Source organism: Streptomyces sp. NPDC059679 (assembly GCF_042734105.1).
In the GTDB taxonomy this organism is placed as follows: Bacteria; Actinomycetota; Actinomycetes; order Streptomycetales; family Streptomycetaceae; genus Streptomyces.
Map to the genome: position 1 here is coordinate 14,844 of NZ_JBHWES010000058.1, position 25,794 is coordinate 40,637.

Annotated in this window: 23 protein-coding genes and 1 tRNA gene; 12 read left to right on the forward strand and 12 right to left on the reverse strand. The window is 70.8% G+C overall.

Annotated elements, in window-relative coordinates; genetic code table 11:
• Position 1: 1 nt before the first annotated feature.
• Positions 2-616, reverse strand: coding sequence for a TetR/AcrR family transcriptional regulator (locus ACFV2X_RS41235; protein WP_385626444.1), 615 nt, complete (start codon positions 614-616; stop codon positions 2-4).
• A gap of 147 nt (positions 617-763) precedes the next feature.
• On the opposite strand from ACFV2X_RS41235, the gene ACFV2X_RS41240 reads away from it, so the two are divergent.
• Complete coding sequence (locus ACFV2X_RS41240; RefSeq protein WP_385626445.1) at positions 764-1,732, forward strand: zinc-binding alcohol dehydrogenase family protein; 969 nt, start codon at positions 764-766, stop codon at positions 1,730-1,732.
• An 84-nt stretch (positions 1,733-1,816) separates the two neighbouring features.
• Here ACFV2X_RS41240 and ACFV2X_RS41245 read toward each other — a convergent pair whose 3' ends face one another.
• On the reverse strand, positions 1,817-2,443 hold the full coding sequence (locus ACFV2X_RS41245) for a hypothetical protein (RefSeq protein WP_385626446.1): 627 nt from the start codon (positions 2,441-2,443) through the stop codon (positions 1,817-1,819).
• 235 nt (positions 2,444-2,678) lie between these two features.
• Between ACFV2X_RS41245 and ACFV2X_RS41250 the strand changes: the two genes are divergently transcribed.
• A tRNA-Met gene (locus tag ACFV2X_RS41250) sits at positions 2,679-2,752 on the forward strand.
• 43 nt (positions 2,753-2,795) lie between these two features.
• Here the strand turns inward: ACFV2X_RS41250 and ACFV2X_RS41255 are convergent.
• Both ACFV2X_RS41255 and ACFV2X_RS41260 read right to left on the reverse strand, forming a co-directional pair.
• On the reverse strand, positions 2,796-3,422 hold the full coding sequence (locus ACFV2X_RS41255; protein WP_385626447.1) for a hypothetical protein: 627 nt from the start codon (positions 3,420-3,422) through the stop codon (positions 2,796-2,798).
• Between the two features lie 331 nt (positions 3,423-3,753).
• The gene (locus ACFV2X_RS41260) at positions 3,754-4,716 is read right to left on the reverse strand and encodes an LLM class F420-dependent oxidoreductase (protein ID WP_385626448.1); all 963 of its coding nucleotides are present in this window, start codon (positions 4,714-4,716) and stop codon (positions 3,754-3,756) included.
• Between the two features lie 199 nt (positions 4,717-4,915).
• On the opposite strand from ACFV2X_RS41260, the gene ACFV2X_RS41265 reads away from it, so the two are divergent.
• The 6 genes from ACFV2X_RS41265 to ACFV2X_RS41290 all read left to right on the forward strand — a co-directional run bounded on the left by ACFV2X_RS41265 (position 4,916) and on the right by ACFV2X_RS41290 (position 13,734).
• A complete protein-coding gene (locus ACFV2X_RS41265) occupies positions 4,916-5,653 on the forward strand; it encodes a response regulator transcription factor (RefSeq protein ID WP_385626449.1) in 738 nt (245 codons plus the stop codon).
• Positions 5,654-5,860: 207 nt separating this feature from the next.
• On the forward strand, positions 5,861-7,474 hold the full coding sequence (locus tag ACFV2X_RS41270; protein ID WP_385626501.1) for a sensor histidine kinase: 1,614 nt from the start codon (positions 5,861-5,863) through the stop codon (positions 7,472-7,474).
• A gap of 26 nt (positions 7,475-7,500) precedes the next feature.
• The gene (locus ACFV2X_RS41275; protein ID WP_385626450.1) at positions 7,501-8,841 is read left to right on the forward strand and encodes a glycosyltransferase; all 1,341 of its coding nucleotides are present in this window, start codon (positions 7,501-7,503) and stop codon (positions 8,839-8,841) included.
• Positions 8,838-11,129, forward strand: a complete 2,292-nt coding sequence (locus tag ACFV2X_RS41280; RefSeq protein WP_385626451.1) for an ArnT family glycosyltransferase — start codon at positions 8,838-8,840, stop codon at positions 11,127-11,129. The genes ACFV2X_RS41275 and ACFV2X_RS41280 overlap by 4 nt, the downstream gene beginning before the upstream one ends.
• 179 nt (positions 11,130-11,308) lie before the next feature.
• Positions 11,309-12,835 carry an MFS transporter gene (locus tag ACFV2X_RS41285; protein WP_385626452.1) on the forward strand — a complete coding sequence of 509 codons (1,527 nt, stop codon included), beginning with the start codon at positions 11,309-11,311 and terminating at the stop codon, positions 12,833-12,835.
• 77 nt (positions 12,836-12,912) lie between these two features.
• Positions 12,913-13,734 carry a TetR/AcrR family transcriptional regulator gene (locus ACFV2X_RS41290; RefSeq protein ID WP_385626453.1) on the forward strand — a complete coding sequence of 274 codons (822 nt, stop codon included), beginning with the start codon at positions 12,913-12,915 and terminating at the stop codon, positions 13,732-13,734.
• Positions 13,735-13,750: 16 nt separating this feature from the next.
• Here the strand turns inward: ACFV2X_RS41290 and ACFV2X_RS41295 are convergent, their stop codons facing one another.
• The 3 genes from ACFV2X_RS41295 to ACFV2X_RS41305 form a co-directional block, all read right to left on the reverse strand.
• Positions 13,751-14,626 carry a YceI family protein gene (locus tag ACFV2X_RS41295; RefSeq protein ID WP_385626454.1) on the reverse strand — a complete coding sequence of 292 codons (876 nt, stop codon included), beginning with the start codon at positions 14,624-14,626 and terminating at the stop codon, positions 13,751-13,753.
• A gap of 306 nt (positions 14,627-14,932) precedes the next feature.
• Complete coding sequence (locus tag ACFV2X_RS41300) at positions 14,933-17,572, reverse strand: MFS transporter (protein ID WP_385626455.1); 2,640 nt, start codon at positions 17,570-17,572, stop codon at positions 14,933-14,935.
• Positions 17,573-17,579: 7 nt separating this feature from the next.
• Positions 17,580-18,065 (reverse strand): MarR family winged helix-turn-helix transcriptional regulator, encoded by a 486-nt coding sequence (locus tag ACFV2X_RS41305; RefSeq protein WP_385626456.1) that lies wholly within the window; start codon positions 18,063-18,065, stop codon positions 17,580-17,582.
• A gap of 220 nt (positions 18,066-18,285) precedes the next feature.
• Here ACFV2X_RS41305 and ACFV2X_RS41310 point away from each other — a divergent pair, with 220 nt between their 5' ends.
• Complete coding sequence (locus tag ACFV2X_RS41310; protein WP_385626457.1) at positions 18,286-18,495, forward strand: hypothetical protein; 210 nt, start codon at positions 18,286-18,288, stop codon at positions 18,493-18,495.
• A gap of 20 nt (positions 18,496-18,515) precedes the next feature.
• Here the strand turns inward: ACFV2X_RS41310 and ACFV2X_RS41315 are convergent, their stop codons facing one another.
• From ACFV2X_RS41315 to ACFV2X_RS41330, 4 genes are all read right to left on the reverse strand, one after another.
• Complete coding sequence (locus tag ACFV2X_RS41315) at positions 18,516-19,358, reverse strand: hypothetical protein (protein ID WP_385626458.1); 843 nt, start codon at positions 19,356-19,358, stop codon at positions 18,516-18,518.
• Positions 19,359-19,469: 111 nt separating this feature from the next.
• Positions 19,470-20,300, reverse strand: a complete 831-nt coding sequence (locus ACFV2X_RS41320) for an RNA polymerase sigma factor SigF (protein ID WP_385626459.1) — start codon at positions 20,298-20,300, stop codon at positions 19,470-19,472.
• A 188-nt stretch (positions 20,301-20,488) separates the two neighbouring features.
• On the reverse strand, positions 20,489-21,322 hold the full coding sequence (locus ACFV2X_RS41325; RefSeq protein ID WP_089514418.1) for an RNA polymerase sigma factor SigF: 834 nt from the start codon (positions 21,320-21,322) through the stop codon (positions 20,489-20,491).
• A 207-nt stretch (positions 21,323-21,529) separates the two neighbouring features.
• Positions 21,530-21,694, reverse strand: coding sequence for a hypothetical protein (locus ACFV2X_RS41330; RefSeq protein WP_179285724.1), 165 nt, complete (start codon positions 21,692-21,694; stop codon positions 21,530-21,532).
• A 153-nt stretch (positions 21,695-21,847) separates the two neighbouring features.
• Between ACFV2X_RS41330 and ACFV2X_RS41335 the strand changes: the two genes are divergently transcribed.
• Complete coding sequence (locus tag ACFV2X_RS41335; protein ID WP_385626460.1) at positions 21,848-22,873, forward strand: 6-phosphofructokinase; 1,026 nt, start codon at positions 21,848-21,850, stop codon at positions 22,871-22,873.
• A 29-nt stretch (positions 22,874-22,902) separates the two neighbouring features.
• Here ACFV2X_RS41335 and ACFV2X_RS41340 read toward each other — a convergent pair whose 3' ends face one another.
• Entirely contained in the window at positions 22,903-23,781 is an 879-nt protein-coding gene (locus ACFV2X_RS41340; protein ID WP_385626461.1) for a universal stress protein, read from the reverse strand.
• A gap of 156 nt (positions 23,782-23,937) precedes the next feature.
• Between ACFV2X_RS41340 and ACFV2X_RS41345 the strand changes: the two genes are divergently transcribed.
• Both ACFV2X_RS41345 and ACFV2X_RS41350 read left to right on the forward strand, forming a co-directional pair.
• Positions 23,938-24,357 carry an Hsp20/alpha crystallin family protein gene (locus tag ACFV2X_RS41345; RefSeq protein WP_385626462.1) on the forward strand — a complete coding sequence of 140 codons (420 nt, stop codon included), beginning with the start codon at positions 23,938-23,940 and terminating at the stop codon, positions 24,355-24,357.
• Positions 24,358-24,511: 154 nt separating this feature from the next.
• A complete protein-coding gene (locus tag ACFV2X_RS41350; RefSeq protein WP_385626463.1) occupies positions 24,512-25,744 on the forward strand; it encodes an amidohydrolase family protein in 1,233 nt (410 codons plus the stop codon).
• Positions 25,745-25,794 lie beyond the last annotated feature (50 nt).

The following is a 25,794-nucleotide window of genomic DNA, read 5'->3' on the forward strand; positions in this document are numbered from 1 at the left end:
GTCAAGGGCGCGGCGCGGCGTCCAGGGCGGCCGTGGCCAGGGTGTGGAGGCTCGCGGTGAGGCGGTGGCCTTCGCCCCGGCGCAGGAGGGCCAGGATCGGGTCGCTGTGCAGGGCGCTCAGGAGGATGTGGGCCAGGAGTTCGGCGTCCAGATCGGGGCGTTCCTCGGCGATGAGGGTGCTGATGTGGCGGTGCCAGGCGGTGTAGACGGGGTGCGCGTCCTGGTCGGCCGGGGAGTCCTCGGCGGGCTTGGGTGCGGTGGTCATGGCGTGGTCGAGCGCGGCGATGAGGCCCTTGTTGCGGGTGACGACGTCGACCATGGCGTCGAGGAAGGCCAGCAAGCGCTCGCGCGGGGGCGCGCCCGGGCCCAGGGGCGGCGGGCCTGTGGCGACGGACTCGCCGAGGGTGAGGGCGCGTTCCTCCATGAGGGCGCGCATGAGGCCCATGCGGTTGCCGAATCGGTGGAACACGGTGCCTTTGCCGACGCCCGCCGCGGCGGCGACCTGCTCCATGGAGATCTGCTCGGGCCGGTACCGGTCCAGCAGCTCTTCGGTCGCGCACAGGATGGCCCGCCGGTTCCGTGCGGCGTCCGCGCGTTCACGACGGCCCCCGGTCATTGAGTCCTCTCCTCTCGCACGGCCGTGTTTCCGGCCTGTCCCGCATGGTGTCACGTGTCCCGCGTGGACAACTGGACCGATGGTCCAGTACGGTCGCGATGCTGGATAAGTTGACCAGCGGTCCAGTTCTCTGGGGAGGGCTTCAGCATGCGACGTGTGCGTTATTACGAGTACGGCGGTCCCGAGGTGCTGCGGATCGAGGAAGCGGACACTCCCGCTCCGGGTGAGGGGCAGGTGCTCATCCGCGTCGAGGCGATCGGTGCCAACTTCGTCGACACCAAGTTCCGGCGCGGAGGAGGGGGGATCTTCACATGGCCGCTGCCCGGCACGGTCACCGGGGATGTGGTGGGCAGGGTCGAGGCGGTGGGGCCCGGGGTCGACGAGGGGCGGGTGGGAGAGCGGGTGGCGACGCTCGTCGAGGACGCGTTCGCGGAGCAGGTCGTCGCCGACGCGGCCTGGCTGGCCCCGGTGCCCGAGGGGCTTGATGTGGGGGCGGCCAGCATGCTGCCGATGGGGGCGCCGGTGGCCCTGCGGGTGCTGCGCCTGGGGCGGCTCGCGGAGGGCGAGAGCGTGCTGGTGCACTCGGCCGCCGGCGGCATCGGCCATCTCGCCGTACAGCTCGCGCGGGTGCTGGGGGCCGGCACGGTCGTGGCCACCGTGGGCTCACCCGCCAAATTCGACTTCGTCCGGGAGCTGGGCGCCGATGTCGTCGTCGACTACACCGACGACGACTGGCCGGACCAGGTACGGAAGGCCGTACCGGGCGGTGTGGACCTGGCCGTGGGGTCGGTCGGCGGGCCGATCCTGCATCAGACCGTCGAACTGCTGGCCCCGTTGGGTCGGGACGTCGAATACGGGGCGGCGAGCGGGGATCTGGGGGAGGTCGGGGTCATGGCGCTGGTCGCGCTGAAGCAGGTGGCCGGGTTCTCCCTGCTGGCCTGGCGGGCGGCCCGCCCCGAGCTGGCGCGTGAGGACATGGCGGAGGTGGCCGAACACTTCGCGGCGGGGCGGCTGCGCACCGTCGTACACGCGCAATTCCCGCTCGCCGAGGCGGCCGCGGCCCACCGGATGATCGAGGAGCGGGCTCAGCTCGGCCGGGTGCTGATGGTGCCCTGACACCCCTGGTGCCCGTGACGCGCGGGAGGGCTGGTTCCGGTGTCCGGAGCCGGCCCTCCCACGGGTTCGGAGTTGCTGCGCCCGTCAGTCCTCCTTCGCCCTCCAGAACACCGGCTCCTTGTCGAAGTCGCCCGTGTACGAGACGACCGACGGCGTCTCACCCGAGGGCAGCAGGAAGACCTTGCAGAGGGTGGCGGTGTCGTTCGCGTTGAAGTCGTCCGGGTCCTCGCCGGGGCACTTGGCGACGTCGCCGTCCAGGGTGACGAGGGACTTCCCGTCCTCGCCGCGGCTGTCACGCAGGTTGGTGGGGCTGATCAGGAAGGGGTAGTGGATCGAGTCCTTGCCGATGTTCTTGAAGCTCATCGTCACGTAGTACGGCTGCAGCTTCCGCTCCTCGGCCTTGAGAGCCACCTTGTCCAGGTCGGACTGGGCGCCCTTCACCACGCTCTTCGCCGTGATCCTCAAGGTGCCCGTCTTGTCCGAGCGCTTGTACGTGATCGGGGTGGACTCCCCGAGGGCGAGGGTCTTGCCCGCGTCGGAGTCGAGCGCCTTGCTGGCGGAGGCGGATGGCTTCGCCGGGGCCTTGGAGGGCGTTTCGGTGCTGCCGCCGTCCTGAGCCAGGTTGTCGTTGCAGCCGGTCGCGACGAGAGCGAAGCCGGCCGCACACAGAGCGGCGACGGCGGTGCGGTTACGCGTGGATCGGATACGCATAAATCGGTCCCCGTTGAGTTGAAATCGTCTGAGTTCGTCTGAGCTGATGTCGTCGTGGCGGGCCGGGTGGGCCGGGCCCTCGTTGTGCCGTGCACACATCATGACCGTGACAAAGCACCAGGCCAGAGCCGATGATCCACTCGAAGCGAGGCTGAGACCACGTCGTTGCAAAGTAACCGGGGAAGGTAACGGATTTCCCTGGCCGCTCGGAATGACGTAGGGTTACACCTACCGACGCGGGGTGGAGCAGCTCGGTAGCTCGCTGGGCTCATAACCCAGAGGTCGCAGGTTCAAATCCTGTCCCCGCTACTCATACGAGGGCCCGGCACATCAGTGCCGGGCCCTCGGCCGTTCACGACCGAGCGGATGACCGCGGGACCTTCCAGGACGCGGGCCTCTCGGTGCCGTCCCCCGCGGCGTAGGTGACGGTGGCCGGGGTGGCGCCCTTGGGCAGCAGGAAGACCTTGCACAGGGTCGCGGTGTCGCCCGTCCCGAAGTCGTCGGGGTCCTTGCCGGAGCACCGCTTCACCCCGTCGTCCTCGGTGATCAGGACCTCCTGGGACGCGCCACCGCTGTCCTCCAGGCTGGTGGGGGTGTTCAGGAAGGGGTAGTGGATGGAGGCGTCGCCGATGTTCTTGAAGGTCATGGTGACGTAGTACGGCTGGAGTTGCCGCTCCGCACCCTGGAGCGAAGCCTTGGGCAGATCCGCCCGGGAGCCCTTCACCACGCTTTCCGCCGCGACCTTCAGAGTGCCCCGGACGTTGTCCGAGCCGCCCTTGTACGTGATCGCGGTGGCCCTGCCGAGCGCGAGGGCCCTGCCGCCGTCGCCGTTCAGCGCTCCGTCCGCCGAAGTCGCGGGTCCCGGCCCGCGCCCGGCCTCCCCGGAGGCGTCGTCGTCCTCGCAGCCGATGGCGAGGAGGGCGAGGCCGGCCGCGCAGGCGAGGGCGGTGAGGCGGGGAAGGGCGGAGCGGTTGAGCACGTGGACGGTCCCTTTGCGGTGGTCGATTGCCGGCCGCGGTTCGTCGTCGAGAAGAACGCGGTGATCTTGTATTGCAGATCATCATGGTCGCGACAAAAGACGTCTTGGGTGCCGATACCAACCCGCAGCAGGCCTGAGACGGGGCCGTGACGCGCTGCCCGGGTGCCCGGCCTTGGGCGCGGTGAAGTCGCAGGTCGGGGCGATTGTCAGTGGCGGGTGCGATGCTGCTTGCACAGTGGTCGTCACTGACCCGGCGGCGGCCGGGGCGGGCCCGACGGGGGTGGGCCCGCCCCGGCCGTGAAACCCGACCGTGTGCCGGCCGGGGCGGGCTTCAGCCGCCGTGGCCGAGCGGCAGGGCCTCGGCCAGGGTGCGCCACTCGGCCAGTGGGATGTTGTTCATGGGGTCGTCGGTCACGACCTGGACCGCCAGGTGGTCCGCGCCCGCCGCCAGGTACTCGTCGACGCGGCGGCGGATCGCCTCGGTGTCGCCCAGGGCGAAGACGGACGAGACGAGGTGGTCGCTTCCGCCGTCGCGGAAGTCGTCCTCGGTGAAGCCCAAACGAAGGAGGTTATTGGTGTAGTTGGGCATCGGGAGGTAGTGGGAGAGATACGCGCGGGCGGTGGCGCGGGCGCGGTCGAGGTCCGGTTCGAGGACGACCTTGAGATCCGGGGCGAGGAGGGGGCCGTCGCCAAGGATTTCGCGGGCCTCGGCGGTGAACTCGGGTGTGACCAGGTACGGATGGGCGCCGGCCGCGCGGTCGCGGGACAGCCTCAGCATCTTCGGGCCGAGGGCGGCCAGCACCCGTCGGGAGGCGGGGACCGGGGCCGGCGCGGCGTCGAGGCCGTCCAGGTACTCCCGCATCGCCGTGTACGGGCGGGCGTACTGCTTGACCATGTGACCGTGGCTCACCCCGAGGCCGAGCAGGAAGCGGCCGCCGTGAGCCGCGTCGAGGGCGGCGTGGCGCTCGGCCACATAGGCCGCCTCGTGGTCCCAGATGCTGAGGATGCCGGTCGCGACCGTGGTCCGGGAGGTCGCCTCCAGGAGGAAGGCGGCCTGGTCCGGCGAGGGGCTGCCGCCGAGCCACAGCGCTCCGTACCCCAGCTCGTCCACCTCGGCCGCGGCGTCCCCGATCGCACCGTGGTCGGCGGGGTCGGTGGTGCGGAGGGCACCGGTCCAGATGCCCGTCCTGCCCAGCGTGGTGGCGAGCGCCCTGCCGGGCGTCCCGGGCGTGGTGCTGGGTGGCGTGCTGGACGTCGTCCCCGGCGTATTTCCTTGTGCGTCGTGAGAGGCCATGGAGGCATTCAACCGGAGGTGGCATCCGGTTGTTCCTCGCCGCGCGGCCGTACGTCGATTCGGCACGGGATTCTCACCTGAGCGGGTCTGAGCGGGTCCGATGCGGCCTCACCGGCCATACGGGGACCCCACAGGATTCTCAGGCTATTCACAGACAGCCGAAAGGGAGCTCTCAGGCGCCCGCCCGAAGGTGAGAACCATGAAGGCGACCTCGCCCCATGGGCGTTCCGAACTGCTCCGACCCGATGGGAGCCCCGTCCGGGTGCTGGTTGTGGACGACGAGTCGGCCCTCGCCGACCTGCTCTCGATGGCGCTGCGCTACGAGGGCTGGGAGGTGCGGACGGCCGGGAACGGCGCGGAGGCGCTGCGGATCACCCGCGAGCTGCGCCCGGACGCCGTCCTCCTGGACATCATGCTGCCCGACATGGACGGGCTCACGCTGCTGGGGCGGGTCCGCAACGAGCTTCCCGAGGTGCCGGTGCTCTTCCTGACCGCGAAGGACGCGGTCGAGGACCGGATCGCCGGGCTGACCGCGGGCGGCGACGACTACGTCACCAAGCCCTTCAGCCTGGAGGAGGTCGTCGCCCGGCTGCGCGGTCTGCTGCGCAGGTCGGGGGCCGCGGCGGCGCGCAGCGAGTCGCTGTTGACCGTCGGCGACCTGGTCCTGGACGAGGACAGCCACGAGGTCTCGCGGTCCGGTCAGGAGATCCATCTGACCGCGACCGAGTTCGAGCTGCTGCGCTATCTGATGCGCAATCCGCGCCGTGTGCTCAGCAAGGCCCAGATCCTCGACCGGGTGTGGAGCTATGACTTCGGTGGCCAGGCCAACGTCGTCGAGCTCTATATCTCCTATCTGCGCCGGAAGATCGACGCCGGCCGCAGCCCGATGATCCACACCCGGCGCGGCGCGGGGTATCTGATCAAGCCGGGCGAGTAGGCGAGCCGGATCGTGGCGTTCTCCCCTGCCGCCGGTGTGCCCGCCGTGCCTCAGGCGTCTTCCGTGCCTCAGCCGCCCCCCGTGCCTCAGGCGTCTTCCGTGCCCCAGGCGCCTTCCGGGCCTCACTCCTGCTCTGGACCGCAGCCGTCCCCCGCGTCTTCGCCGTCCGGCAGGCGGGCCGCGCGCCGTCGCCGCAGGCCGTGGTCGCTGCGTACCCGGCTGGTCGTCTCCGCGGTCGGGCTGATCGCCGTCGTCTGCGCCGTCATCGGCGCGGTCACCACGATCGCCCTCCACACCTATCTGTACGACCAGGTGGACAAGCAGCTCTCCGGCGTCGCCATGCGCGTAGCCGGCCCGCCCTTCGACGACATCAAGGGTCCGCGCCTCGGTGGCCAGGGGCGGGAGGACATCCGCGATGTCGTCGCCGGGCCGGGCCAGCCGATGGGGACCGTCGCCGCGGAGGTCGAGGGCGGCGTGCTGAGCGACGGCGCGATCAGCCGTCAGCACGAGTCGAGCACGGGCGAGCCCAAGATCTCCGGCAGCCATCTGACGGCCGCTCAACTGAAGGCGCTGGGTGAGGTCCCGCGGGACGGGGGCGAGCACACCGTCGACATCCCCGGCAAGGGCGAGTACCGCGTCAAGTACGTCGTCGGAGGCCACGGCGACTTCCTCGTCGGCATTTCGACGGCCGAGGCGCAGAACACCGTCGACACCCTCATCCTCGCCGAGATCTGCGTCACCGCCGCCGGGCTGGTCGCCGTCGGGATCGCCGGCGCCGCCATGGTCGGCATCTCGCTGCGCCCGCTGCGCCGGGTGGCGGCCACCGCCACCCGCGTCTCCGAACTGCCGCTGCACAGCGGCGAGGTGGCCCTGCACGAACGGGTGCCGACGTCCGAGGCCGATCCGCGCACCGAGGTCGGCCAGGTCGGCGCGGCCCTGAACCGCATGCTCGGGCACGTCGAGTCGGCGCTCGCGGCCCGCCAGGAGAGCGAGACGCGGGTACGCCAGTTCGTCGCCGACGCCAGCCATGAGCTGCGCACCCCGCTCGCCTCGATCCGCGGCTACGCCGAGCTGACCAGACGCGGCCGCGAGGAGATCGGGCCCGACACCCGCCACGCCCTCGGCCGGGTCGAGTCCGAGGCGGCGCGGATGACCGGCCTGGTCGAGGACCTGTTGCTGCTGGCGCGCCTCGACGCGGGCCGTCCCGTCGAGCGCGCGGAGGTGGATCTGTCGCCCGTGGTCGTCGACGCGGTCAGCGACGCCCGGGCGGCCGGGCCGGAGCACAAGTGGCGCCTGGAGCTGCCCGACGACCCCGCGGTCGTCTACGGCGACGACGCCAGACTGCGCCAGGTCCTGGTCAACCTGCTCGCCAACGCCCGTACGCACACTCCTCCCGGGACGACCGTCACCGCGCGCGTGCTGTGGCGCGGCCCGTACGGAGCGCCGTACCCAGCCGCCTCGTATCCAGCCGCGTATTCCGTGCCCTGTGTGTCGCTGGAGGTCGAGGACGACGGACCGGGCATTCCGCCGCACCTCCTCCCGCATGTCTTCGAACGCTTCGCCCGCGGCGACGCCTCGCGTGCGCGTGGCGCCGGGAGCACGGGGCTCGGCCTCGCCATCGTGCACGCCGTGGTCATGGCGCACGGCGGCCAGGTGACGGTGGACAGCGTGCCGGGCCGCACCGTCTTCGGCGTCCACCTGCCCGTCGATCCGCCGGTCGGCCAGGCCGTCAACCTGTCCGGCCACCGGTCCGTCCACCAGCCCGTTCACCACTCCGTAACCCACTCACAGCCACGGCACAGGCTGACCACACAGCCATGACAGCGCCGCTCGCGAATGTCGTCCCCATGCGAACTCACACACCTCTCGAGGCACCGCCCGAGACACCCCTGCAGACCTTGCCCGCTCGCGCGCATGTGACGGTCGGCCGGAGCCAGCCGGTGCTCGACGTCGTGGTCCCCGTGTACAACGAGGAGGCCGACCTCGAGCGGTGCGTGCGGCGGCTGCACGACCACCTGGCCCGCACCTTCCCGTACGCCTTCCGCATCACCATCGCGGACAACGCCAGCACGGACCGGACCCCGGAGATCTCCGCCTACCTCGACGACGCCATCGACGAGGTCATCGCGGTCCGGCTGGAGCAGAAGGGCCGCGGGCGGGCGCTGCGTACGGTCTGGTCGATGTCGCAGGCGCCGGTGCTGGCGTACATGGACGTCGATCTGTCCACGGACCTGAACGCGCTGCTGCCGCTGGTGGCCCCGCTCATCTCCGGCCACTCCGACCTGGCGATCGGGTCGCGGCTGGCGCGCAGCTCGCGCGTGGTGCGCGGCCCCAAGCGGGAGTTCATCTCGCGCGCGTACAACCTCATCCTGCGCGGCAGCCTGGCCGCCCGCTTCTCCGACGCCCAGTGCGGTTTCAAGGCGATCCGCAAGGACGTCGCCGAGCGGCTGCTGCCGCTGGTCGAGGACACCGGGTGGTTCTTCGACACCGAGATGCTGGTGCTGGCCGAACGGGCCGGGCTGCGCATCCACGAGGTGCCGGTGGACTGGGTCGACGACCCCAACAGCACGGTCCACATCGTGAAGACGGCCACCGAAGACCTCAAGGGCGTCTGGCGGGTGGGGCGCGCGCTGGCCACCGGCGCGCTGCCGCTGGACCGGCTGCGCCGCCCCTTCGGGGACGATCCGCGCGACCGCGGGCTGAGCGGGGTCCCGGGCGGACTGGCCCGGCAACTGGTCGGCTTCTGCGTGGTGGGCGCGCTCAGCACGCTCGTCTACCTGCTGCTCTACTCCCTCTTCCGGCTGGGCACGGGCCCGCAGATCGCCAACGCGCTGGCCCTGCTGCTGTCGGCGCTCGGCAACACCGCGGCCAACCGGAGGCTCACCTTCGGCGTACGCGGCCGGGACCGGGCGGTGCGTCACCAGGCCCAGGGGCTGGTGGTGTTCGGCATCGGCCTCGCCCTGACCAGCGGCTCCCTGGCCGCGCTGGACGCCGCCGCCTCCGGCACCCCGGCGCACAGCACCGAACTCGCCGTCCTGATCGCGGCCAACCTCGCCGCGACCGTCCTGCGCTTCCTGCTCTTCCGGGCCTGGGTCTTCCCTTCGGAAAGCCAGCAGAACGGGACCGCCGTCGACCTCGCCCTGAGCGACCTCAACCTGACCGACCACGACTCTAGGAACACCCGATGACGACGTACGACCAGGGCTTCCGCGCAGCGGGGCCGCCGCCCCCGGCTCCCCCGGCCGCGACCCCCGCGCGGCCGGCGGCCCCGGAGGGCTCGCGCCTGGCCCGGGCGTGGCGCGGCCGGCCCGAGGACCCGCGCTGGGCGCGGCCCGCCCTATGGGGTCTGCTGGCCGTCACCACCGTGCTCTATCTGTGGAGCCTGGGCGCGTCCGGCTATGCGAACCAGTTCTACTCGGCCGCCGTGCAGGCGGGCAGCGAGAGCTGGAAGGCGTTCTTCTTCGGCTCCTCCGACGCCGGGAACTCCATCACCGTCGACAAGCCCCCGGCCGCGCTGTGGCCGATGGCCCTGTCGGTGCGGGTGTTCGGCCTCAGCTCCTGGGCGATCCTGGTCCCCGAGGCGCTGATGGGCGTGGCGACGGTCGGTGTGCTCTACGCGGCGGTACGGCGCCGGTTCAGCGCGGCCGCCGGGCTCATCGCGGCGGCGACCCTGGCGGTGACCCCGGTCGCGGCGCTGATGTTCCGGTTCAACAACCCCGACGCGCTGCTGTGCCTGCTGATGGTCTCGGCGGTCTACTGCGTGCTGCGCGCGCTGGAGGACGCCCGCACCAAGTGGCTGGTGCTGGCCGGGGTCTGGTTCGGGCTCGGGTTTCTGACCAAGACGCTGCAGGCGTGGCTGATCCTGCCGCCGCTGGCGCTGGTGTACGCGGTGTGCGCGCCCGCGAAGCCCGGGAAGCGGATCGGCCAACTGCTGCTCGGCGGGCTCGCGATGGTCGTCGCCGGCGGCTGGTGGGTGGCGATCGTCGAGCTGTGGCCGAAGTCCTCGCGCCCGTACATCGGCGGTTCGCAGGACAACAGCTTCCTGGAGCTGACCTTCGGCTACAACGGCCTGGGCCGGATCAACGGCAACGAGACCGGCAGCGTCGGCGGTGGTGGCGGCGGCCGGAACGGCGGCGGCCAGTGGGGCGAGACCGGTATCGACCGGCTCTTCAGCTCCGACATGGGCGGTCAGATCGCCTGGCTGCTGCCCGCGGCCTTCATCCTGCTGCTCGCGGGGATCTGGCTGACCTGGCGGGCCAGGCGCACGGACACCCGGCGTTCGGCGTTCCTGGTGTGGGGCGGGGCGCTGCTGATGACCTTCGCCACCTTCAGCTTCATGTCCGGGATCTTCCACCAGTACTACAACATCGCGCTCGCGCCGTATATCGCGGCCATCGTGGGCATGGGCGCGGCGATGCTGTGGGAGCGGCGGTCCACCGCCGCGGCGTCGATCGTGCTCGCCGCCACGGTCGCGGTGACGGCCATCTGGTCGTACGTGCTGCTGAACCGCTCCTCCGACTGGCACCCCTGGCTGCGCTGGGCGGTGCTGATCGCCGGGCTCGCGGCGGCGGCCGGGCTGCTGGTCGCGTCGCGGCTGGGCGGGCGGCTGGCGCTGGGCGTGGCGGGCCTCGGCCTCGCGGCGTCGCTGGCCGGGCCCATCGCGTACACGCTCAACACGGTCGACACACCGCACGGCGGCTCGATCGTCACGGCCGGTCCCGCGGTGTCGGGCGGCATGGGCGGCCCCGGCGGCGGCCGTCCGGGCGGCTTCCCGGGCGGGGCCAACGGCGGCCCGCCGGGGATGCGGAACGGCAACACCCAGGGCCAGAACGGTACGGGTACGGGGCAGAACGGTACGGGGCAGAACGGTACGGGGCAGAACGGTACGGGGCAGAACGGCCGGCAGGGCGTGATCCCCGGCGGCCAGCAGGGCGGCCAGAACGGCGGTCAGAACGGTGGCTTCCCCGGCGGTGGCTTCCCGGGTGGCGGCCAGTCCCAGCAGAACGGCCAGACCGGCCAAGGCCAGCAGGGCAACCGGCAGGGCATGATGCCCGGCGGCATGGGCGAAGGCGGCCGGCGCGGCGGTGGCATGGGCGGTCTGCTGGACGGCCCGAGCGTCAGCTCCAAGGTCAAGGCCGCGCTGGAGAAGAACGCCGGCGCGTACACCTGGGTGGCCGCGGCGATCGGCTCGCAGAACGCCGCGGGTTACCAACTCGCCACCGAGGACCCGGTGATGGCCATCGGCGGCTTCAACGGCAGCGACCCGTCCCCGACCCTCGCGCAGTTCAAGGCGTATGTGAAGCAGGGGAAGATCCACTACTTCATCAGCTCGGGCGGCATGGGCGGTATGGGCGGCGGCCCCGGTGGCGGGAACGGCACCTCGTCCAAGATCAGCTCGTGGGTCCAGGCCAACTTCAAGAAGGTGACGGTCGACGGCACCACCCTCTACGACCTGACCCAGAAGGCATCGAAGTGACCCGGATACCCAGATGATCGGCTGAACATCGCAGGTCAACGGGCCGGTGGCGGAGGAATTCCCACCGCCACCGGCCCGTTCGCGTTCCTCTCCGGAAATCTCCTGTACGCCGTAGGGGAAGCGCTGTACGGTGTACGACGCCCCGGGCCCGTACACCGTATAAGCGCGCAAGGAGAGTCATGACGGCGCAGACCGCCGACCCCATGTCCGATACCCCGCCCAGCCGGCAGACCGGCGGACACCCCCAGCGCTGGCTGATTCTCGGCGTCATCTGCCTCGCCCAGCTCACCGTGCTCCTCGACAACACCATCCTCAACGTCGCGATCCCCTCCCTCACCGAGGAGATGGACGCCTCCACGGCCGACATCCAGTGGATGATCAACGCCTATTCGCTCGTCCAGTCCGGGCTGCTGCTCACCGCGGGCAACGCCGCCGACCGCTACGGCCGGAAGAAGATGCTCGTCGCGGGGCTCGCCCTGTTCGGGATCGGCTCGCTGGCCGGTTCGCTGGCGCAGGGGCCGCAGCAGCTGATCGCCGCCCGCGCGGGCATGGGGATCGGCGGGGCGCTGCTGATGACCACCACGCTCGCCGTGGTCGTACAGGTCTTCGACGAGGGGGAACGCCCCAAGGCCATCGGCGTATGGGGCGCGGTCAGCTCGCTCGGGTTCGCCGCGGGACCGCTGATCGGCGGCACGCTCCTCGAACACTTCTGGTGGGGCTCGATCTTCCTGATCAACCTCCCGGTGGCGCTGCTCGGCCTCGCCGCGGTCGTCTGGCTGGTGCCGGAGTCGAAGAACCCGACCGGCGACCGGCCCGATCTGCTCGGCGCGCTGCTGTCCACGATCGGCATGACCGGCGTCGTCTTCGCGATCATCTCGGGGCCCGAGCACGGCTGGACGTCCCAGCGGGTGCTGCTGTCGGCCTTCGTGGGCGTGGTGGTGCTGACCGGCTTCGCGCTGTGGGAGCGCCGGATCCCGTACCCGATGCTGGATATGCACTTCTTCCGCGACCGCCGCTTCGTGGGGGCCGTCGGGGGCGGCATCCTCGTCGCCTTCGGCATGGGCGGCTCGCTCTTCCTGCTCACCCAGCATCTGCAGTTCGTGCTCGGATACGACGCGTTGGGCGCGGGTCTGCGCACCGCCCCGCTCGCGGTGGTGGTCGTCGTGCTGAATCTCTCGGGCGTCGGCGCCCGGCTGCTGACCAAGCTCGGCACCCCGGCCACCATCCTCTGCGGAATGGGTCTGCTGGCGGTGGGGCTGGCCCTCATCGCCACGCTCGGTGCCGACGGCTACGGCGGGATGTTCCTCGGACTGGTCGTGATGGGGGCGGGCATCGCGGTCTCCATGCCCGCGATGGCCACGGCCATCATGTCGGCGATCCCGCCGGAGAAGGCGGGGGTGGGCGCGGGCGTCAACGGCACGCTCACCGAGTTCGGCAACGGCCTGGGTGTGGCCGTCCTCGGCGCCATCCTCAACTCCCGGTTCGGCGCTCTGCTGCCCGCGGCCGCCACCGGGGCCGGCTCGCTCCCGGCCGCCTACGCCGCCGCGCACAGCGAAGCGGACCGGGCCTCCGTCGCGGACGCCTTCGCCTCCGGCGTGCAGACCAGCCAGCTGGTCGGCTCGGCGGCCGTGCTGGCGGGCGGTGTGCTGACGGCGGTACTGCTGCGCCGGGCCGAACGATCACAGGAGACAGGGGTGGCGGCATAGCATCGGGTACGTAAGACGCCACCGGCCGCGCGTCTGACGCCGCGCGGCCCTGGCGCAGGGAAGAAGGAGAGCGCGCCATGGCAACAGGCAGCCGTGTCATCCGTCCGCGGACCAGCATCTGGCTCTCCGAACGCAAGGCCCCGAAGCGCAAGGCGGAGCAGCAGCCGGCCGGGCTCGACCATGTGAAGATCGTCGCGGCCACGGTCCGGCTGCTGGACGCCGAGGGGCTGGCCGGGTTCTCGATGCGCCGGCTGGCGGCCGAGCTGGAGGTCACCGCCATGTCGGTCTACTGGTACGTCGAGACCAAGGACCAACTTCTCGAACTCGCCCTCGACGCGGCGATGGGCGAGATGTCGCTCCCCGCGGGGAGCCTCGGACCCGTCGAGGGCTATGAGCACCTGGACGTCGAGGGCTATGAGCACCTGGAGACCGGAGCACGGGACTGGCGCGATCAGCTGCGCCAGATCGCGTCCGAATACCGCAGGCTGCTGGTCGTCCACCCCTGGCTGTCCCCGCTGATGGGCGAGTACATGAACATCGGGCCGAACGCCATGGTCTTCTCCACCGCCGTGCAGCGCGTGGTGCGCGACAGCGGCCTGCCCGCGTCGCAGGTGCCGGGCGCGCTGGCCCTCGTCTTCCAGTTCGTCTACGGCTTCAGCACCATCGAGGGCCGCTTCGCCGCCCGCTCCCGGGCCGTGGGCATGAGCCAGGACGAGCTCTTCGCCGAGACGATGGCGGCCATCGAGGGCCGCCCGGAGTTCGACGAATCACGGGCGCTCATGGAGGCCCGATGCGGCGGCACCGTCCAGGAGATGCGCGAGCGGGACTTCACCTTCGCCCTGGACTGTGCGATCGCCGGCATCGAGGCCCTCCGCGACGGCGGAGACGGCGAGGACTGAGGCTGGCGCGCCCGCCTCAGGCGCCCGGCAGCTCCGTGCCCTGCACCGCCTGGCCCCCTTGAATTGCTTGTATGTCCAGCTCCACCCGCAGCGTCGTGCCGATGGCGGCGATGCCCGCCGCGACCACCTGGTTGTAGTTCATCGCGAAGTCCTCGCGCCGCAGCTGCGCCGTCGCGCGGAAGGCCGCCCGCACCCCGCCCCATGGGTCGGGGCCCGTCCCCAAATACGTCAGGTCCAGGTCGACCTCCCGTATCACGCCGTGCAGGGACAGCTTGCCGTGCACCGTCCAGCGGTCGGCACCGGCCGGGGTCAGCCCCGTGCTCTGGTACGTCAGGACCGGGAAGCGCTCCACGTCCAGGAAGTCGGCCGACTTCAGATGGCCGTCCCGCATACCGTTTCCCGTGTCGATGCTCGCGGCCTGGATGACCGCCTCGACGCCGGACTTCTCAATGTCCTCGGCTATGTCGATACGCCCGCTGAACTCCGCGAACCTGCCGTGCACGCTGGAGATGCCCAGATGCTGTGCGACGGCCCCCACCGTCGAATGCGCCGGGTCGATCGTCCATGCGCCGGGCGGCGGCAGCTCCACCCCGCCCTGCCGGGCCAGCACCACCGTGCCGAGCTCGACGCGCCCCGAGGCCGTGACGATCGCGGTCGAGGCGGCGGGGGCATAGCCCACGGCGGTGGCGATGACCGTGTACGGCCCGGGCGCCAGCGGCTCGTGGGTGCGCACCGCGCCGTCCTCGTCGGCCTGGGCGCGCAGCACCTGAGCGCCCGTCATATCCGTGACGGTCAGAACGGCGTGCTGCACCGCCCAGCCGTCGCGCGTACGGATCCGGGCGCGCAGCCCTCCGCTCGCGCTTCCGCCCGTTTCTGCTGCAGTGGTCGTCATGCCGCCTCTCGCTCTCGCTCCCGCTCCCGTTTCTGTCGGGGCTGTCTCGTCTGTGCCGTCTGCGTTTGTGGCTTGTGTGGTTCGTGGCCTGTGTGTCCTGTGGTCGTGCGCCGGACCCCGGGCGGCGGTGTCAGGCCGTCCCCTGCCTGGCAGGCTCGCTCTCACCTGCTATACACCGCCGCCGGGATCCGGGTTCCAGGACCGGCGCTCCGGCGCCGTCCCGGCCGGGGCCGGGGCGCGTCTCCGCTCTGCCGCGCCCCGGCCCCGGGGGTCTTTCCTTCAGGCCCCTCGGGCCCCTCGGGCCCCTCAGTCGAGGGGATGGGCGAGCTCGACGTCGTGTCCGTCGACTCCCTGCCCCTGGACCGTCAGCGCGCCCGCGACCGGCGGGTAGCCGCTCGCGATGACCGTGTAGTCGCCCGCGTTCAGGTCGGTGAAGGCGTACGCCCCGTCCTCCCCGGTCGTCGCGGTGGCGACCACGTTCCCGGCGGCGTCCACCAGCGTGACCCGCGCGTCCGGCAGCGGCCGCCGGTCGGCCCCGGCCCGTACCACGCCCTGCACCCGCGCACCGGCCTGCAGCGCGATCTCGACCCGGGTCAGGCCCTGGGCGCCGACCTCGACGGGCAGCGCGGCGGGCCGGAAGCCGGCGGCGTTCACCGCGACCGTGAAGGTCCCGGGGACCAGCTCCTCGAAGCTGAAGTCGCCCTGCTCACCGGTCTTCCCGGTGGCCAGCACCTCGCCGCGGACATCGGTGACCACGACCATCGCCGCCTCGACCGGCAGCCCGTCGGCGGCGCCGCGCACGCTGCCCGCCAGGCCGCTGGTCGCCGCCAGTACGACGTCAAAGGCGAGCGGTTCGTCGCCGACGACCACGGTCGACGCCTGCGGCTGGTGGCCGTCGGCGGCCGCGATCAGGACGTAGGTGCCGGAGCCCGGCGCGTCCAGGGCGTACGAGCCGTCCACGTGGGCCACGGAACGGCCCAGCTGCCGGCCGTTCAGCGAGATCAGCGTGACCGCGGCGCGCGGGACCGCGCTGCGGTCGGCGTTCCGGACGAAGCCGTGCACGCCCTGCCGGGGGTGATGTCCGGCGCCGCCGTCTCCGGCGGAGGCGTACGCGGCGAGCCGCTGCGTGGCGGACGCGTCCGCCAGGGCGTACTCCGACGCGGGGTCGGACGAGTCCGCGGCCGGAGCGCCCACGAGCGCGGGCTCGAGCTGCTCCATGGCGGCCGTGGCAGCTGTGGCGGCCTCGGGGCTTGTGGCGCTCGCCGCCAGGTCCTGGTCCGCCGGGGCCGCGGCCTGGGCGGCCTCGTCGGAAGAAGCCTGCGCACCCGACCGGGTCTTCAGCGGGACCTCCTTGATGAACAGCGTGACGAAGAAGGCCAGCAGCGCGGCCCCCGAGGCGTACAGGAAGACATCCGCGATGCCGTGTCCGTACGCGCTCTCCATGATGGTGCGCAGCGGCTCCGGGAGCTTGTCCGGGTCGGGGATCGCGCCGCCACCGGCGCCGCTCTGGGCGAGCGCCTTGCCCTTGGGGCCGAGCTCGGTCAGGCCGTCCTTGACGTAGTCGGTGACGCGGTTGCCGAGCACCGCGCCGAGCGCCGAGACACCGACCGCACCGCCCAGGGAGCGGAAGAAGGTGACGACGGCGCTGGCCGAGCCCAGGTCCTGCGGGGCCACCTGGTTCTGGGTGGCCAGGACCAGGTTCTGCATCATCATGCCGATGCCGAGGCCCATGAGCGCCATGAAGATGGCCAGGTGCCAGTACGGCGTGTCGTACCGCATGGTGCCCAGCAGCCCCAGGCCCGCGGTGACCAGCACACCGCCGGTGACCAGCCACGCCTTCCAGCGGCCTGTCTTGGTGATGACCTGGCCCGAGACGGTCGAGGAGATGAACAGACCACCGATCATCGGGATGGTCAGCACACCGGACATGGTCGGCGTCTTGTCCCGCGCCAGCTGGAAGTACTGGCTGAAGAAGACGGTCCCGGCGAACATCGCGACACCGACGAACAGCGAGGCGAGCGACGCCAGGGCGATCGTCTTGTTGCGGAACAGCCGCAGCGGGATGATCGGCTCGCTGGCCTTGCTCTCGATCAGGATGAAGATCAGTCCGAGGGCGATCGAGCCGCCGACCATGGCGTAGGTCTGCCAGGAGATCCAGTCGTACTTGTCACCCGCGAAGGTCACCCAGATCAGCAGCAGTGAGACAGCGGCGCTGATGAAGAAGGCACCGCCCCAGTCGACCTTGACCTCACGCTTGACGACCGGCAGCTTCAGGGTCTTCTGCAGCACGATCAGCGCGATGACGGCGAACGGCACACCGACGTAGAAGCACCAGCGCCAGCCGAGCCAGGAGGTGTCGGTGATCACGCCGCCCAGCAGCGGACCGCCGACGGTCGCCACCGCGAAGGTCGCGCCGAGGTAGCCGCTGTAGCGGCCGCGCTCGCGCGGGGAGATCATCGCGGCCATCACGATCTGGGCGAGGGCCGACAGACCGCCCACTCCGATGCCCTGCACCACACGGCAGGCGATCAGCATGCCCGCGCTCTGTGAGAGCCCGGCGACCACGGAGCCGGCCACATAGATGACCAGCGATATCTGGACGAGGAGCTTCTTGCTGAACAGGTCGGAGAGCTTGCCCCACAGCGGGGTGGTGGCGGTCATCGACAGCAGGGCGGCGGTGACCACCCAGGTGTACGAGGACTGGCTGCCGTGCAGGTCGGCGATGATCTCCGGGAGGGCGTTCGAGACGATCGTCGAGGAGAGGATCGCGACGAATATGCCGAGCAACAGCCCGGACAGCGCCTCCATGATCTGCCGGTGGGTCATCGGAGCCGTCGAGTCGGAGCCGTGGCCGTGGTGACCGCGGTGGCCTCCGCCTCCAGGCTTGGCATGGGCGGGGTGCCCCGCGGGTCCCCGCACACCGCCGTCCGGTGTGGTCGTTGCCATGGAGTTCCTATCGTTGCGTTGGTGTACGGGTGGTGCTCTCGTCCAAGAGCTGGGGAACCCGGGACCTGGTGTCGCCGAAATCCGTCCGCAGCCGGGCGAGTAGTTCGTTGAGGCGGCCGACGTCGTCGTCGGACCAGTCGCTCAGACAGGCGGCGAGGGCCTGCGTATAGCGCTCGGACACCTCGTTGAGCAGCTTCTCGCCGCTTGCGTTGAGGCTCAGCAGCCGGGACCGCCGGTCCTGTGGATCCGGCTTCCGGTCGATCCAGCCGCGCTCGGCGACGTGTGCGACATGGCGGCTCGTGACCGACATATCGATGTCGAGCAGCTCGGCCAGTTTGCTCATGCGCATTTCGCCGAAGCGGTTGAGCAGCATCAGGACGATGGCCGAGCCGGCAGCGCAGTCAGGGGGGAGGACGCGCGACAGCCCTCGTTTGACGGTGCCGATGGCGCTGAGTTGCCGTGCCAGCTCCTCGTACTGACTCGGTGCGGCCATGGCGACTCCAGGGGCTGTCGGAGGCTATCGGTTGCTTAGGGCAACCATAGGGGTGGTTAGTTGCTGCAGGCAAATTAAATCGGGCTTCGCTGAGTAAATTGCCCGCAAAGGCTCACCCAGGGGGCGGTCAAGGGGCCCGCCAGTGGTGCGGGCGGGGTGTTCGGGAGCGGTGGGGCCCGGGGGTGTGCGGGAATGCGCTCATTCGCTAGGGTCGTGGGCCATGGCGAACAACCCCCAAGGTCCTGAGGGCAACTACGACCCGGCCGGCTCGACCCAGATGTTCCGGGCCTTTGTCGATGACGAGGGCGGGCGGCAGCAGCAGCGAGCGGCCGCTCCCTCTTCCTCCGGCGGCCCGCGCATCGGTGTGATCGTCGGTGTGATCGTCGCGATCGCGGTCGTCGCCGGGGTCGCCTGGCTGGCCCTGGCCTAATTCTCGGACTGGTCCCCGGCCTAGTCCTTGGGCCAGCTCACGGAGGCGTCCTGGGTCTCGATGTGCATGCCGAGCGGCACCCGCCAGTCGTCCACGCACACTTCCCAGGTCTTCTCCTTCTTCCCGCCCGCCAGAATCGGCACCGGCAGGGTGCGCTTCGACTCGATCGTCGCCCAGTCGATGCCGAGGACGTCGATGATGTGGGTCGCGAAGGTGATCGTTCCCGAGGTCACGGGGGTGCCCCCGGTGTTGCGGAACTCGACGGTCACCTTCTCGCACCAGCGGTCGTCGGCTGCCGCGCGCACCAGATCGCCGATCTTCAGCACGGCCGGGCCGGTCGGGGTGGAGGGTGAGCCGGGCGTGGACTGAGGGTCGTCCGTACTTCCCGAACCGCCGGAGCCGCCGGCGGGCCCGGAGCCGCCTGAGCCGCTTCCGCCGCCGGTGCCGTCATGGGCGCCGCCGGTCTGGTCGCCGCCGCCGTCGGCGCCTGTCCGCCCTGGTGTTCTCCCCGGGGACTTGCCGGGCCTACCCGTCGCGGCGGCCCCGTCCCGCCCGGACGAGGCGTCCGGCGCGCCCGAGGTCTTCGTGTCCCCGGGCCCGGAGGAGCGCCCGTTCCCGTCGCGGCCGGAGTTCTTTCCCTTGCCGTCTCCCGTACCGTCGCCGTCGAGCGGCACCAGCTTCACACCGCCCCCGGACGGTGCGGACGTGGCGCTGGGTTCGTTCGGCCCGGCCGCTTCGGCCGCGAGATATCCGTCGTCGCCGCCGGCGCAGCCGCTGAGCAGCGCGCCCAGGCACAGCGCGGCCGCCGAGGAGGCGATCGCCGTGCCCCGGCGTCCCGTTGTCCGGCTCCACGCATATCGCATCGGGCCAGTGTGGCTGACGACCCATCAGGTGTACAGGGTCGTGCGGCAGCCGGGCACCGGCCCGATGACGGCGCGTCAGCGGTGCGTCACCGCTGACGCGTTACCGGCGTCTCAGTCGGCGATGAGCCCTTCCCGCAGCTGCGCCAGAGTCCGCGTCAGCAGCCGTGAGACATGCATCTGGGAGATCCCGACCTCTTCGCCGATTTGCGACTGCGTCATATTGGCGAAGAAGCGGAGCATGATGATCTGGCGCTCGCGCGGCGGGAGTTTGGCCAGCAGCGGCTTCAGGGACTCCCGGTACTCCACGCCCTCGAGCGCGCTGTCCTCGTAGCCGAGCCGGTCGGCCAGCGACCCCTCGCCGCCGTCGTCCTCGGGGGACGGGGAGTCGAGCGAGGAGGCGGTGTAGGCGTTGCCCACCGCCAGCCCGTCGACCACGTCCTCCTCCGAGACGCCGAGCGCGGTGGCGAGTTCGGTGACGGTCGGGGAGCGGTCGAGCTTCTGGGACAGCTCGTCGCTGGTCTTGGTGAGGGCGAGGCGCAGCTCCTGGAGCCGCCGCGGCACCCGCACCGACCAGCTGGTGTCGCGGAAGAAGCGCTTGATCTCGCCCACGACGGTCGGCATGGCGAAGGTCGGGAACTCGACGCCCCGCTCGCAGTCGAACCGGTCGATCGCCTTGATCAGACCGATCGTGCCGACCTGGACGATGTCCTCCATCGGCTCGTTGCGGCTGCGGAAGCGGGCCGCCGCATAGCGCACCAGCGGGAGGTTCAGCTCGATGAGGGTGTCACGTACGTAGGTGCGCTCCGCGCTGTCCCGGTCGAGCGCGGCGAGCCGCAGAAACAGGGAGCGGGAGAGGGTGCGGGTGTCGATGGCGTCGCCGTCGTCGAGCACGTGCGGTGCGTCGTTGGTGAGCACCTTCGAGCTGCCCAGTTCTACGGACATGCCACCCCCTTTGGGTCGCGGACGGATCCCGGCTGCGCTCGTTGCGTCGAACGCAGCCTCCCCCTGAATACCGGAGGTGAGGCCGCGGCAAACGCGGTTCCTGCAGAATGTCACATGTCGGCAACACGCTGTAGCGCCATGTCGACATTACTGCCCGGAAGGAGTGAGGGAGGGCTCCCCCGTCCCGGTTATGACTCGATCCGGTTTGCGGACCTGAGCCTGGCAAAGCTGCGGGACAGCAGCCGGGAGACATGCATCTGTGAGACGCCGAGCTCGGCGCTGATCTGAGATTGAGTCAGATTGCTGTAGTAACGGAGCAAAAGGATGCGCTGCTCGCGCTCCGGCAGTTGGACGAGGAGGTGCCGCACCAGATCGCGGTGTTCGACTCCGGCGAGCGCCGGATCCTCGTAGCCGAGCCGGTCGACCAGCCCCGGCAGCCCGTCGCCCTCCTGGGCGGCCTCCAGTGAGGTCGCGTGGTACGAGCGACCGGCCTCGATGCAGGCCAGCACCTCGTCCTCGCCGAGACCGAGCCGTTCGGCGATCTCGGCCGTGGTGGGGGATCTGCCGTGCAGCACCGTCAGATCCTCGGTCGCGCCGTTGACCTGCACCCACAGCTCATGCAGCCGGCGCGGCACATGGACGGTGCGGACGTTGTCGCGGAAGTAGCGCTTGATCTCGCCGACCACGGTCGGCATGGCGAAGGTCGGGAACTGCACACCGCGCTCCGGGTCGAACCGGTCGATCGCGTTGATCAGGCCGATCGTGCCGACCTGGACCACGTCCTCCATCGGCTCGTTGCGGCTGCGGAACCGGGCCGCGGCGTAGCGCACCAGCGGCAGATTGGCCTCGATCAGCGCGTCCCGTACCCGCGCGTGTTCGGGGGTGCCGGGCGTCAGGCAGGAGAGCTCGGCGAACAGCACCTGGGTGAGCGCCCTGGCGTCCGCCCCGCGGCTTCTGCCGCTGTCGCTGCCGCCGTCGCCCTGGGGCGGCGTTCTGGGCGCGGTACGGGCCGACACGGTCACGCCACCCCTTCACGATGTACTCACCCGGCAAAGCGGTCATAGCATCACAAGACATGTGCACTGTGTGCAAGCACCGCATTACTACGTGTTGGTGGTGGGGTTGCCGGGTGTTCGAAGGGTGGGGTGGGTGCGGGGGTGTGCGCCGGGGCGTGCGCGGATATGCGGCGACCCCCGGCGGGGTGGGCCAGGGGCCTGGAGCTCCGTCGGTCAGTTGACCAGTTCTGTCATGAACTCACCGACGCTCTTGGCGGCGTCCGATATCCCCTCGAAGCCCACCTGGACCAGGTCGGCCGCGCGCGCCGGGCTGTTGATGATCGTGTACAGCACGAAGACGATGAGCATGTAGAGCGCGACTTTCTTCGCCTGTGCCATCTCGTGCTGCCTCCCCTGCGGCCCTTGCATGGTCGCGTGAGTCTATCCACACGTTTGGCGCAGTGGTCTCATCAGTCCTACTAATCAATTCGTGTCTCCGGCATAAAGGTGGATTCTGGAAAGAGAAGGGCGGCGAAGAGGAAGGGGGCTCAGATGCGGGTCGGTGTGCTGACCGGCGGTGGCGACTGCCCGGGCCTCAACGCGGCGATCCGCGCGATCGTCCGCAAGGGCGTACAGGAGTGCGGCTTCGAATTCGTCGGCGTACGGGACGGCTGGCGCGGCGCCCTGGAGGGCGGGATCGTGCCGCTGGACATCCCCGCCGTACGCGGCATCCTCCCGCGCGGCGGGACCATTCTCGGCTCCTCCCGGACCAATCCGCTGGCGAGCGAGGACGGGGTGGCCCGGGTGCGGGAGAACCTGGAGGCGTACGGGGTCGACGCGCTCATCGCGATCGGCGGCGAGGACACGCTCGGGGTCGGCGCGGTGCTGGCGGGCGAGGGGATCGACGTGGTCGGCGTGCCCAAGACCATCGACAACGACGTCGCCGGCACCGACTACACCTTCGGCTTCGACACCGCGGTCAACATCGCGACCGAGGCCATCGACCGGCTGCACACCACCGCCGAGTCGCACACCCGGACGCTGGTCGTCGAGGTCATGGGCCGGCACGCGGGCTGGATCGCGCTGCACTCGGGCATCGCGGGCGGCGCCAACGTCATCCTCATCCCCGAGCAGCCGTTCGACGTGAACCAGGTCTGCGAATGGGTGGAGAGCCGCTTCAAGATCCGGTACGCCCCGATCGTCGTGGTGGCCGAGGGTGCGGTCCCGAAGGAGGGGCAGATGGTGGTGAAGGACTCCTCGCTCGATGAGTTCGGCCATGTGCGGCTGTCCGGCATCGGGGAGTGGCTGGCGCGGGAGATCTCCGACCGCACGGGCAAGGAGGCCCGTACCACCGTCCTCGGACACATCCAGCGCGGTGGCACCCCCAGCGCCTTCGACCGCTGGCTGGCGACGCGGTTCGGGCTGCGCGCGATCGACGCGGTGTACGAGCGGGACTTCGGCACGATGGTCGCGCTGCGCGGCACGGACGTCGTGCGCGTGCCGCTGTCCGAGGTCACGGTGGGGACCAAGGGCGTGGACCCGGCCGTCTATGCGGAGTTCGGCGTCTTCTTCGGCTGATGCCGATGTCATTGGGGCATTGGGTCGTATCAGGCGGGATGCGGGACCACCGCGACCGGACAGTGGGCGTGGTGCAGTACGGCGTGGGCGATCGGCCCCAGGTGCCGCTCGGCGACCCGGTCGGCCGTACGGCGGCCGACGACCAGCAGCAGCGCCCGCGCGGACGATCTGACCAGCGCCTGCGCCGGGTTGAGCAGAACGATGTCCGGGAAGACCTCGACCTGCGGATATCTCGTACGCCAGGGCCGCAGGGCGTCGGACATCGCCTGGCTCTCCTGGTCCTCCCACATGCCGCGGTCCTCCTCGAGGACGCCGATCATCCAGGCGGAGGGGGCGGCGGCGGGCAGTGCCCACGCATGCACCACGCGCAGCCGGGCCTTGTGCGCCAGGGCGGCGCGGAAGGCGAAGTCGGCGGTTTCGGCCAACTGGCCCTGTACGTCGAGGGCGGCCACGACCTCCGCTTCCCGGTCCGTTTCCCTGTCCGTGGGGCCCTCCCGAACCGTCACCACCGGGCAGTCGGCGGCCGTCGCCACCCGCAGCGCCACGGACCCCACCGCAAGCCCGTCGAAGCCGCCCCAGCCGCGCGCCCCCACGACCATGAGCCCGGCGCTCCCCGCCGCCGTGAGCAGGGCCTCGTCCGCGGCCGTGGCGACGTGTTCACCGGTCACCTCCAGGCCCGGACGGCGCTCGGCGAGGTCCGCCGCGGCCTGCCGGATCATCTGCTCGCCGACGTATCCCCAGGCGTCCTCGCCCGGCACCGGGGAGACCCGGGGCGGAAGCGGCGGGGAGGCGTGCAGAAGCAGCAGTGGAACCGCTCGGTCCAGCGCTTCCCCGGCGGCCCACTCCGCCGCCGCCAGACTGGGCTCGGAACCGTCGACTCCGGCCACAACGGGGCCGCCGCCACTCATCGGGACTCCTTCCTGCTACCTCACTTAGTCTAGATATGGGGCAAATATTCGTAATAGTGGGCCGAGAAGGGAAGGTGACCGGGGATGAGCGTGCCCGTACGACGAGGACGAGCCGGTTTGCCGGTCGAACATCGGCTCTCCAGATGGCGGAACCCAATGGCGGAGTTCGACGAGCTCTTCGACCAGATGGGCACGCTGCTGGAATCCGCCGTCGGTGGTGCCGCGCTGCCCGCCGCGGCGGAACGGGCGTGGATGCCGCCGGTCGAGGTGGCCGAGGGCAGCGATGCCTACACGGTCGAGCTCGAGCTGCCCGGCGCCCGCCGGGAGGACATCGACATCCAGGTCCGCGAGCGCGAGCTGACCGTCTCCGGTGAGCTGAAGGAGCCGGAGCGCCCCGGGGTGCTGCGCCGCAGCACGCGCCGCACCGGGCGGTTCGAGTTCCGTATGACGCTGCCCGGCGATGTGAACACCGGCAAGGTGAGCGCCAAGCTGGCCGACGGAATCCTCGGCCTGACCGTCCCGAAGGCGGAGGTCGCCAAGCCCCGCCACGTCGAGATCACCGGCGGCGAGTCGTAGGGCGAGCCGTGGGCAGGGACTCGTAAGCAGCGAGCCGCAGGCAGGGAGCCGCTGTTTCTCTTGCTGGTTGATGCCTTACTCCGTACCCTCCAGCTGACGGACCGTCAGATGAGTGGGTGTCCGGTCCCGCCCGGACACCAGGGGAGAGGACGGCATGACTGGCGAGACGAACGGCGCAACCGAACTGCCCATGGTCATCAGCGTGGACGACCATGTGATCGAGCCCGCGCACCTCTTCGACACCTGGCTGCCCGCCAAGTACCGGGACCGCGGCCCCAAGCCCATGACCGCCGGAATCGGCGAGCTGGCCTACATCGGCGGCAAGTACCGGATCACCACCGACCCGGACGGCCCGCCGACCGACTGGTGGCGGTACGAGGGGCTGCTCTTCCCGTACAAGCGGATCATCGCGGCGGTCGGCTTCTCGCGCGACGAGATGACCCTCGAAGGCATCACCCGCGACCAGATGCGGCGCGGCTGCTGGGACCCCAAGGCCCGGCTCGCAGACATGGAGATGAACCATGTCGAGGCCTCGCTGTGCTTCCCGACCTTCCCGCGCTTCTGCGGCCAGACCTTCGCCGAGGCCGAGGACAAGGAGGTCGGCCTGGCCTGCGTCCGGGCGTACAACGACTGGATGGTGGAGGAGTGGTGCGGGGACAGCGGCGGGCGGCTGATTCCGCTGTGCCTGATCCCGCTGTGGGACGTGGAGCTGGCGGTCCAGGAGATCCGCCGGAACGCAGGCCGTGGCGTGCGCGCCGTGACGTTCAGCGAGATCCCCACGTACCTGGGGCTGCCGAGCATCCACAGCGGCTACTGGGACCCGTTCTTCGCCGAGTGCGAGGCGACGGGCACGGTCGTGTGCATGCACATCGGATCGTCCTCCCAGATGCCCGCCGCCTCACCGGACGCCCCGCCGGCCGTCCAGGCGGCCTTGAGCTTCAACAACGCCATGGCGTCGATGATGGACTTCCTCTTCAGCGGCGTCCTGGTGCGCTTCCCGCGGCTGAAGCTCGCATACGCCGAGGGCCAGATGGGCTGGATTCCGTACGCCCTGGAGCGCGCGGACGACGTCTGGGAGGAGCACCGGGCCTGGGGCGGGGTGCGCGATCTGATCCCGGAGCCGCCGTCCACGTACTACTACCGGCAGATCTTCTGCTGCTTCTTCCGCGACAAGCACGGCGTCGCCTCGCTGGACACCGTCGGCGTCGACAACGCGACCTTCGAGACCGACTATCCGCACGTCGACTCGACCTGGCCGCACACCAAGCGGGTCGCGGCCGACCATGTGGCCGGGCTGCCGCCGGAGACCGTCTACAAGATCCTTCGGGGCAACGCGATCCGGATGCTCGACCTGGACTTCGACAAGGACCGGGCCCGGGTGGGCTAACGCTCCTGGGGTTCGAGGTGCGGACGGCGTCGGTCATGGCGACGCTGGTC

What these genes read in the sequence shown, in the direction of transcription:
- ACFV2X_RS41345 (WP_385626462.1), top strand. Translation starts at nt 23,938, where the DNA reads ATGGCGGAGTTCGACGAGCTCTTCGACCAGATGGGCACGCTGCTGGAA.
- ACFV2X_RS41300 (WP_385626455.1), bottom strand. Translation starts at nt 17,572, where the DNA reads ATGGCAACGACCACACCGGACGGCGGTGTGCGGGGACCCGCGGGGCAC.
- ACFV2X_RS41265 (WP_385626449.1), top strand. Translation starts at nt 4,916, where the DNA reads ATGAAGGCGACCTCGCCCCATGGGCGTTCCGAACTGCTCCGACCCGAT.
- ACFV2X_RS41340 (WP_385626461.1), bottom strand. Translation starts at nt 23,781, where the DNA reads ATGAGTGGCGGCGGCCCCGTTGTGGCCGGAGTCGACGGTTCCGAGCCC.
- ACFV2X_RS41280 (WP_385626451.1), top strand. Translation starts at nt 8,838, where the DNA reads ATGACGACGTACGACCAGGGCTTCCGCGCAGCGGGGCCGCCGCCCCCG.
- ACFV2X_RS41290 (WP_385626453.1), top strand. Translation starts at nt 12,913, where the DNA reads ATGGCAACAGGCAGCCGTGTCATCCGTCCGCGGACCAGCATCTGGCTC.
- ACFV2X_RS41245 (WP_385626446.1), bottom strand. Translation starts at nt 2,443, where the DNA reads ATGCGTATCCGATCCACGCGTAACCGCACCGCCGTCGCCGCTCTGTGT.
- ACFV2X_RS41330 (WP_179285724.1), bottom strand. Translation starts at nt 21,694, where the DNA reads ATGGCACAGGCGAAGAAAGTCGCGCTCTACATGCTCATCGTCTTCGTG.
- ACFV2X_RS41275 (WP_385626450.1), top strand. Translation starts at nt 7,501, where the DNA reads ATGCGAACTCACACACCTCTCGAGGCACCGCCCGAGACACCCCTGCAG.
- ACFV2X_RS41295 (WP_385626454.1), bottom strand. Translation starts at nt 14,626, where the DNA reads ATGACGACCACTGCAGCAGAAACGGGCGGAAGCGCGAGCGGAGGGCTG.
- ACFV2X_RS41240 (WP_385626445.1), top strand. Translation starts at nt 764, where the DNA reads ATGCGACGTGTGCGTTATTACGAGTACGGCGGTCCCGAGGTGCTGCGG.
- ACFV2X_RS41320 (WP_385626459.1), bottom strand. Translation starts at nt 20,300, where the DNA reads ATGTCCGTAGAACTGGGCAGCTCGAAGGTGCTCACCAACGACGCACCG.
- ACFV2X_RS41235 (WP_385626444.1), bottom strand. Translation starts at nt 616, where the DNA reads ATGACCGGGGGCCGTCGTGAACGCGCGGACGCCGCACGGAACCGGCGG.
- ACFV2X_RS41285 (WP_385626452.1), top strand. Translation starts at nt 11,309, where the DNA reads ATGACGGCGCAGACCGCCGACCCCATGTCCGATACCCCGCCCAGCCGG.
- ACFV2X_RS41335 (WP_385626460.1), top strand. Translation starts at nt 21,848, where the DNA reads ATGCGGGTCGGTGTGCTGACCGGCGGTGGCGACTGCCCGGGCCTCAAC.
- ACFV2X_RS41310 (WP_385626457.1), top strand. Translation starts at nt 18,286, where the DNA reads ATGGCGAACAACCCCCAAGGTCCTGAGGGCAACTACGACCCGGCCGGC.
- ACFV2X_RS41350 (WP_385626463.1), top strand. Translation starts at nt 24,512, where the DNA reads ATGACTGGCGAGACGAACGGCGCAACCGAACTGCCCATGGTCATCAGC.
- ACFV2X_RS41305 (WP_385626456.1), bottom strand. Translation starts at nt 18,065, where the DNA reads ATGGCCGCACCGAGTCAGTACGAGGAGCTGGCACGGCAACTCAGCGCC.
- ACFV2X_RS41315 (WP_385626458.1), bottom strand. Translation starts at nt 19,358, where the DNA reads ATGCGATATGCGTGGAGCCGGACAACGGGACGCCGGGGCACGGCGATC.
- ACFV2X_RS41260 (WP_385626448.1), bottom strand. Translation starts at nt 4,716, where the DNA reads ATGGCCTCTCACGACGCACAAGGAAATACGCCGGGGACGACGTCCAGC.